General features: G+C 72.3%; 8 protein-coding genes. 3 read left to right on the top strand and 5 right to left on the bottom strand.

Translation table 11 applies throughout. From position 1 onward, the window contains the following. Window positions 1-181: 181 nt before the first annotated feature. On the bottom strand, window positions 182-835 hold the full coding sequence (gene pdxH / locus QM595_RS13080; RefSeq protein WP_415172001.1) for a pyridoxamine 5'-phosphate oxidase: 654 nt from the start codon (window positions 833-835) through the stop codon (window positions 182-184). 76 nt (window positions 836-911) lie between these two features. Further along, window positions 912-1,421: a hypothetical protein gene (locus tag QM595_RS13075; RefSeq protein WP_415172000.1), complete on the bottom strand. Its 510-nt coding sequence runs from the start codon at window positions 1,419-1,421 to the stop codon at window positions 912-914. Between the two features lie 51 nt (window positions 1,422-1,472). On the opposite strand from QM595_RS13075, the gene QM595_RS13070 reads away from it, so the two are divergent. Together QM595_RS13070 and serC are read left to right on the top strand one after the other, a co-directional pair. Next, entirely contained in the window at window positions 1,473-2,576 is a 1,104-nt protein-coding gene (locus tag QM595_RS13070; RefSeq protein WP_415171999.1) for a citrate synthase 2, read from the top strand. Between the two features lie 38 nt (window positions 2,577-2,614). After that, a complete protein-coding gene (serC, locus tag QM595_RS13065; protein WP_415171998.1) occupies window positions 2,615-3,718 on the top strand; it encodes a phosphoserine transaminase in 1,104 nt (367 codons plus the stop codon). A gap of 64 nt (window positions 3,719-3,782) precedes the next feature. On the opposite strand, the gene QM595_RS13060 is transcribed toward serC, so the two are convergent. Beyond that, complete coding sequence (locus tag QM595_RS13060) at window positions 3,783-4,271, bottom strand: O-acetyl-ADP-ribose deacetylase (protein ID WP_415171997.1); 489 nt, start codon at window positions 4,269-4,271, stop codon at window positions 3,783-3,785. Between the two features lie 17 nt (window positions 4,272-4,288). On the opposite strand from QM595_RS13060, the gene QM595_RS13055 reads away from it, so the two are divergent. Next, entirely contained in the window at window positions 4,289-4,504 is a 216-nt protein-coding gene (locus QM595_RS13055; protein WP_415171996.1) for a KTSC domain-containing protein, read from the top strand. Between the two features lie 50 nt (window positions 4,505-4,554). On the opposite strand, the gene QM595_RS13050 is transcribed toward QM595_RS13055, so the two are convergent. After that, entirely contained in the window at window positions 4,555-5,571 is a 1,017-nt protein-coding gene (locus tag QM595_RS13050; protein ID WP_415171995.1) for a hypothetical protein, read from the bottom strand. A gap of 28 nt (window positions 5,572-5,599) precedes the next feature. Continuing rightward, window positions 5,600-6,814 carry a class I SAM-dependent methyltransferase gene (locus QM595_RS13045; protein WP_415171994.1) on the bottom strand — a complete coding sequence of 405 codons (1,215 nt, stop codon included), beginning with the start codon at window positions 6,812-6,814 and terminating at the stop codon, window positions 5,600-5,602. Between the last annotated feature and the right edge of the window lie 250 nt (window positions 6,815-7,064).

The raw sequence follows: 7,064 nt of genomic DNA, 5'->3' as shown, positions 1-7,064 counted from the left end.
TCCAGGTGCGCGCAGCGCAAGGCGGCGTCGCGACGGCATACCGGGCGTCTTCCGAGCGGCGCCAACGCCGCGATGGGTGTGCCTGGGCCGCGCAGACCCGGGACGAACTTCCGGAGACGACCACTAGGCGCCGCCGACCGCGCCCCGCCACACAAATCTCGGCGGGCGTCAGCCACCGAGGTCAGGGGGCGAGGCGCTCGGTGACCCAGCCGCCCTCCACCAGCCGATAGACGAGCCGGTCGTGCATCCGGCCCGGCCGGCCCTGCCAGAACTCGTAGCGGGAGGGGACCACCCGGAAGCCGCCCCACTCCTTCGGCACCGGCACGTCGGAGCCCTCGAACCGGGCCGTCACCTCGTCGTAGGCGGCCGCCAGCTCCTCGCGGCCGGAGACGACCGCCGACTGGTGGGAGGCCCAGGCGCCGAGCTGCGAGCCGCGGGGGCGGACCGCGAAGTAGGCGGCCACCTCCTCGCGGGAGACCGGCTCCGCGACGCCCTCGACGCGGACCTGCCGCTCCAGCGGGTGCCAGGGGAAGAGCAGCGCGACGGCGGGGTTGGCGGCCAGCTCGGCGCCCTTGCGGGAGGCGAGGTTGGTGTAGAAGACGAAGCCGCCCTCGCGACCGGGAGTCGCGCCCTTGAGCAGCACGAACCGCGCCGACGGCACCCCGTCAGGCGTGGCGGTGGCGACCACCATGGCATTGGGCTCGTGGACCTGGGCGGCCGCCGCGTCGTCGTACCACCGCGACCAGAGGTCGAAGGGGTCGGCGGTCAGGTCGGACTCGGAGAGCCCGCCGCGGGCGTACTCCTCACGTCGCGAGGCGAGATCGTCGGCTCTCATCGGCGTACTCGCAACGCTTCGTGCGCTGATGAGGCTCCATGGGCGCTGTCCTGAATGGTGATCTCGCTGCGCTCGCTCACGTCGCCAGGAAGCCCTTCGCCTCGGTACCGGAGTCGCTCAGCTTGTCACCGAGCTTGCCGAGCGCGGCGCCGACCTTGGCGAGGATGTCGGCGATGGTCTCCATCGAGTCCGACAGCGCCGTCAGCCGCTCGGTGGTGTCGCCGATCTGGCCGGCGGCCGAGGCGAGGGTCTTCGCCGGGCCGTCCATCATCGGCACGTGGCCGAGCTTCTCGGCGGCGTCGGCGAGGGTGTCGACGCCCTTGCCGATCGAGCCGGCGATGTCGGCCAGCGCCTTGGCGGCCTCGGCCAGGGTGCCCTTGATGCCGTCGTGGCCGTCGCCGCCGATCAGCGCCAGGCCGGCCTCGCGCGCCTGGGCGCCGGCGGCGTCGAGACCGGCCCCGAAGGCGTCGAAGAGCGCGGGCAGTTGACCGAGCTTCTCCAGGGTGTCCTGGTTGTCCTTGACCAGGGTCACGATCTGGCTGATGGTCTTCGCGTCGATGCCGCCCAGCAGGCTGCCGAGGTCCATGTCCGAACCCTAGGGCAGAATGCGACCGGGACCACAAGTGCAAGGAGAGCCATGACCGAGGTACACCACGGCCTTGAGGGCGTTATCGCGTTCGAGACCGAAATCGCCGAGCCGGACAAGGAGGGCTCGGCCCTCCGCTACCGAGGCGTCGACATCGAGGATCTCGTCGGGCGGGTCCCGTTCGAGAACGTCTGGGGGCTGCTGATCGACGGCAGCTATACCCCCGGCCTGCCGCCGGCCGAGGCGTTCTCGCTGCCGGTCCACACCGGCGACGTCCGCGTCGACCTGCAGGCCGCGATCGCCATGCTGGCGCCGGCCTTCGGGATCACCTACACCTTCGACTCCAGCGTGGAGAAGGTCCGCGAGGATCTCGCCCGCGCCGCCGTGATGGTGCTGGCGTACGCCGGCCAGTCGGCCCGCGGCATCGGCAAGCCGGTCGTCCCGCAGCGTCTCGTCGACGAGGGCAAGACCCTGGCCGAGAAGTTCCTGATCCGCTGGCGCGGCGAGGCGGACCCGAAGCACGCCCACGCCATCGACGCCTACTGGTCGAGCGCCGCCGAGCACGGCATGAACGCCTCCACCTTCACCGCCCGCGTCATCACCTCCACCGGCGCCGACGTGGCCGCCGCGCTCTCCGGCGCGATCGGCGCGATGTCCGGGCCGCTGCACGGCGGCGCCCCCTCCCGGGTGCTCGGCATGATCGAGGACGTCGAGAAGTCCGGCGACGCCGAGGCCTACGTCAAGCGATTGCTCGACTCCGGCGAGCGGCTGATGGGCTTCGGCCACCGGGTCTACCGGGCCGAGGACCCGCGCGCCCGGGTGCTGCGGCGTACCGCCCGAGAGCTCGGCGCGCCCCGCTACGAAGTCGCCGAGGCGCTGGAGAAGGCCGCTCTCGCCGAGCTGCGCGCCCGCCGCCCTGACCGGGTGCTGGAGACCAACGTGGAGTTCTGGGCGGCCATCGTCCTCGACTTCGCCGACGTGCCGGCGCACATGTTCACCTCGATGTTCACCTGCGCCCGCACCGGCGGCTGGTCGGCTCACATCCTGGAGCAGAAGAAGACCGGTCGGCTGATCCGCCCCTCGGCGATCTACACCGGTCCCGGCACCCGTCCCGCCGACTCGGTGGCGGGCTGGAACGCCGCCTGGGGCGCCTGACCGGGAAATCGAGTGACGGGCCCTGCGAGAATAGGGCCATGCTGACCATCCCCCGTGACCTGCTCCCCGCCGACGGCCGGTTCGGGTCGGGACCGTCGAAGATCCCGGCGGGGCGGCTGGACGCGCTGGCCGCGACCGAGGCGTCGCTGATGGGCACCTCGCACCGGCAGCCGCCGGTCAAGGGGCTGGTGCGCCGCGTGGTCGACGGCCTGACCACGCTGTTCGGGCTCCCTGAGGGCTACCAGGTGGCGATCGGCAACGGTGGCTCGGCGGCGTTCTGGGACCTGGCGACGTTCACGCTGATCGAGCGGCGCAGCCAGCACGCGGTCTTCGGCGAGTTCGGCCAGAAGTTCGCCGGCGCCGCTCGCAAGGCGCCCTGGCTCGAGGAGCCGTCGGTGCTCACCGCCGAGCCCGGCGGCCGGGTGCTGCCCAGCGCCGAGGACGGCGTGGACGCCTACGCCTGGACCCACAACGAGACCTCGACCGGCGTCTGGGCACCGGTGGTCCGCCCGGCCGCCGATGCGCTGAGCATCGTCGACGCGACCTCGGCGGCGGGCGGACTGACGGTCGACATCGCCGAGGCCGACGTCTACTACTTCGCGCCGCAGAAGTCGTTCGCCTCCGACGGCGGGCTGTGGCTGGCGATCCTGTCCCCCGCCGCCATCGAGCGAGCCGAGCGCATCGCCGGCTCCGGGCGCCACATCCCCGCGTTCTTCGACCTGCTGGGCGCGGTGAAGAGCACTCGGCTCGACCAGACCTTCAACACCCCGGCGGTGGCGACGCTGTTCCTGATGGCCGAGCAGCTCGACTGGATGCTCGGCCACGGCGGCCTGGCCGGCATGGCGGCCCGGACCGCGGCCTCCGCCGAGGCGCTCTACGGCTGGGCCGAGAAGTCGTCGTACGCCGCGCCGTTCGTGCCCGACCCCGAGCACCGCTCCGCCGTGGTCGGCACCATCGAGCTCGACCCGGCCATCGACAAGGGCGCGCTGACCGACACGCTGCGCGACAACGGCATCGTCGACCTCGACTCCTATCGCGGCGTCGGCGCCAACCAGCTGCGCGTCGCGATGTACCCGGCCGTCGACGCCGCCGACGTCGAGGCGCTCACGGCCTGCATCGACTGGGTCGTCGAGCGGCTCTGACCCGGACCCGCTCGCGGGCACCTGGTGTTCTGCACGCGATTCCCCACGTGCCGCAGGCGAGACGTCAGCCGAGTGATGCCCGGATGGCGTTGTAGGTCGGCTCGCCGAAGGCGACCATCCTGGCCTCCCGTACCGCGGTCTGGGCGCTCCGGAAGACCTCCAGCGCGGCCGCGATGGCGTCGTCCTTGGGCCAGCCGTAGACGCCGGCGCTGACCAGCGGGAAGGCAACGCTGGCGGCGCCCAGCTCGTCGGCGACGGCGAGCGCGCGGACGTAGCAGGAGGTGAGCTGGTCGCGGCTGCCCCGGCCGTGGATCGGGCCCACGACGTGGATCACCCAGCGCGCCGGCAATTCGCCGGCCGTGGTCCAGCCGGCGTCGCCGGTGGCGAGGCCGTCCGGGAAGCGAGCGACACAGTCGCGCAGGATGGCCGGCCCGCCGGCGCGGTGGATCGCGCCGTCGACTCCCCCGCCGCCGCGCATCCGGTTGTTGGCGGCGTTGACGATCGCGTCGACGTCTTGGGTGGTGATGTCGCCCTCGACCACCGTGATCTCCATGTGCCTACGGTAGGGCCATGGAGATGGTGCCGATGCGGCACTCCAAGGCGCTCGCCGAGATGGGGTACGACGACGCGCGCAACGTGCTGCGGGTCCGGTTCCGGCACGGCGGGCTCTACGCCTACTTCGCGGTGCCGCGCTCGATCTACGAGGCGCTGCTGACGGACCCGCACCCGTGGACCAACTACCGCGACGAGATCCTCTCCCACCCTTACCAGCGGCTCGAGGCCTAGGGGCATTGCGGGACCTCTCGAGGGGCAATCACCGACTTCTCGGCGGGCGATCAGGGGCCTCTCGAGGGGCGATTGGGGACCTCTCGACGGGAGGGGGGTCGTAGCGAGCGGATCAGCACGCCGATCATCGCGAGGCCGACCAGGCCGCCGAGCGCCCAGGGCCATAGCGGGCGGTCCTCGCTCGACCGCTCGGTGGTCGGCTCGGTGGTCGGCTCGGTGGTCGGCTCGGTGGTCGGCTCGGTGGTCGGCTCGGTGGTCGCCGGCGTGGCCGGGGCGAGCGCGGCGGCGAAGCCGGTGGGCAGCGGCAGCCGAAGCACCTCGGCGTGGACGCCCTCGGAAGAGAGGTAGAGGTCGCCGTCGAGGCCGACGGCGAGGCCCTCCCCCTGCCGCTGTGCCGGCAGCGGGGTCACCGCCAGCCGTTGCAGCGAGGGCCACTCGTAGAGCACCGCCGACAGGTAGCCGCGCACGATCAGGTGGGTGTCGTCGAGCATGGCGGCGTCGGTGGCCATCGCGAGCAGACTGCCCTCGGTGCCGACCTGCTCCAGGACATTGTCATCGTCCGGGTCGAGCTCGGCGGGGGCGGCGTAGAGGGTGCCGCCGCCCCAGTCCTTGGTGACGACATAGAGCCGGCCGTCCGGGCCGGCGATCAGCGACTCGGCGTCGTGCGCGCCGTCGGGGTAGCGCAGCCGGTAGACCTCCGGATCGGCCTCGCGGTCGCCGTCCCCGACCGACACTCGGAGCACCTCGATCTCGTCGCGATCGCGCTGGTTGTCGCCGATGTCGCCGACCCACACGGCGTCAGCGCCGGCGGGCGCCAGCGCCTCCACGTCGCGGGGGTCGTGGTCCCAGCTGGTGACGCCGACAGTCTTGCCAGTCCGCTCGACGGTGAAGACCCGACCGGGGTCGCCGGAGTCGTTGACGGTCACGAACAGGTCGTCCGCCCCGTCGTGGAGCACCGCCAGGCCCGAGGACTCCTCGATGCGCTGGTCGTCGAACCTGAACGCCACCTCGGCATCCGACCGGCCGGTCGCGGCGGCGCCCATCAGGAAGGGCACCACGAGCAGCACGGCGAGACACCGCCCGACCCTTGAGGCGTCAGCCGACACCCAGCAGCTCCCCGAGCCTGGGCCTGATGCCCCAGGCGGCCACCATGTCGTCGTACTCACTCCTCACCGCGCCACCCTCGACCGGGCCGCCGGTGCGGACCGCCCGGAGCATGGTGTTGCGGGGCGTGTGCTGGCTCTCGACGAACTGCACGACGTCGACGCGGTAGCCGCTGATCCGCAGCAGGCTGGCCCGCAGCGCATCGGTGAGGGTGTCGGCGAGGCGCTCGCGGAGGATGCCGTGGCGGGTGAGCATGGCGTACGGCGCCGGGGTCGGGGTGTTGCGGAGCTGGGCCGCGATGTCGTGGTGGCAGCAGGGGGCGGCCAGCACCAGTGGCGCCGCCCAGGCGACCGCTCGGGCCAGCGCGTCGTCGGTGGCGGTGTCGCAGGCGTGCAGGGCGAGGACGACCTCCGGCGGCTCCGGCAGCACCGCCTCGGAGATGGTGCCGGCGACGAACTCGGCGTCACAGTGCCCGATCACCCGGCCAAGCTCGCGAGCCACCGCGCGGTTGTGGTCGCGGGACTGCTCCTTGACGTCGACGCCGGTGACCACGACCGGGATGCCCTTCACCGCGGTGAGATAGCGCTGGGCGGCGAAGGTGAGGTAGCCGTTGCCGCAGCCGAGGTCGACGATTCGCAGCGGCTCCTCGACGGTCGGCCGACGCAGCGCCCCGGCGCGGAGCGCGTCGTCGATGGCGGTGTCGAGCAGCCGCAGGAACTCCTCGACCTGGCGGTACTTCGCCTGTCGGCTCGGCTTGAGCCGGCCGTCCTTGTCGGCGATGCCGAGGGCGACGAAGACCGGGTCGTCCTCGGGCAGCAGCCGCGCCTTCTGCTTGTCGTGCGTCCGGGTCTGCTGCTGGGCCGAGGGCCGGGTCGTGACGTTGGCGGTGCGCGGCGTCCTCACCTGGACCTGGTGCACCTCGGTGGTGGTGGCGACCGTCCAGTTGGCGAACGGCTGCTCCAGCAGCTCGTCCACGACGCCGGTCTCGCCGACCGGGTGGTTGGCGGTGAACGCCTGGGTGGCGTCGTACGTCGTGACCTGCAGTCGCCGGCCGGCCTTGAGGTCGACGTAGCGCAGCTCGGCACGTCGCCACGGTGGCGTGGTGCCCTGCCGGCGACCGCTGGCGACGGCCTTGACGAGGGTCTCCTGGTCGAGGACCAGCGTCCGCACCCTGTCCAGCGCCCCGGGCAGCGGCTCACTGGCCATCGCAGCGCTCCGAGGGTCGGCGCCTCACTTGAGCACCTGCGCGATCAGCACGATGAGCAGCAGCCCCACCAGCGCCGCCGGGATGATCAGGCGACGCGTCTTCGGGCTCATCCCTCGATTGTTTCAGAACGTGTCTAAGAAGTCCTGGCCGTAGCGAGCGGCGTCCCACGCAGTGGGGCGCAAGGCGCCGAAACGAGCGATACCGGGGTTGTCTCGTGAGTTTCGGCGCCGCCGCGAGCCGCTGTGTGGG

It is taken from the genome of Nocardioides sp. (assembly GCF_047607185.1).
Lineage (GTDB): Bacteria > Actinomycetota > Actinomycetes > Propionibacteriales > Nocardioidaceae > Nocardioides.
The sequence above is the reverse complement of the archived record's forward strand: the minus strand, read 5'-3'. Positions and strand labels throughout refer to the sequence as shown.

Excerpts from the sequence above, each read along its gene's own strand:
- QM595_RS13055 (WP_415171996.1), top strand. The coding sequence starts at position 4,289 with ATGGAGATGGTGCCGATGCGGCACTCCAAGGCGCTCGCCGAGATGGGG.
- QM595_RS13075 (WP_415172000.1), bottom strand. The coding sequence starts at position 1,421 with ATGGACCTCGGCAGCCTGCTGGGCGGCATCGACGCGAAGACCATCAGC.
- QM595_RS13070 (WP_415171999.1), top strand. The coding sequence starts at position 1,473 with ATGACCGAGGTACACCACGGCCTTGAGGGCGTTATCGCGTTCGAGACC.
- serC (WP_415171998.1), top strand. The coding sequence starts at position 2,615 with ATGCTGACCATCCCCCGTGACCTGCTCCCCGCCGACGGCCGGTTCGGG.
- QM595_RS13060 (WP_415171997.1), bottom strand. The coding sequence starts at position 4,271 with ATGGAGATCACGGTGGTCGAGGGCGACATCACCACCCAAGACGTCGAC.
- pdxH (WP_415172001.1), bottom strand. The coding sequence starts at position 835 with ATGAGAGCCGACGATCTCGCCTCGCGACGTGAGGAGTACGCCCGCGGC.
- QM595_RS13045 (WP_415171994.1), bottom strand. The coding sequence starts at position 6,814 with ATGGCCAGTGAGCCGCTGCCCGGGGCGCTGGACAGGGTGCGGACGCTG.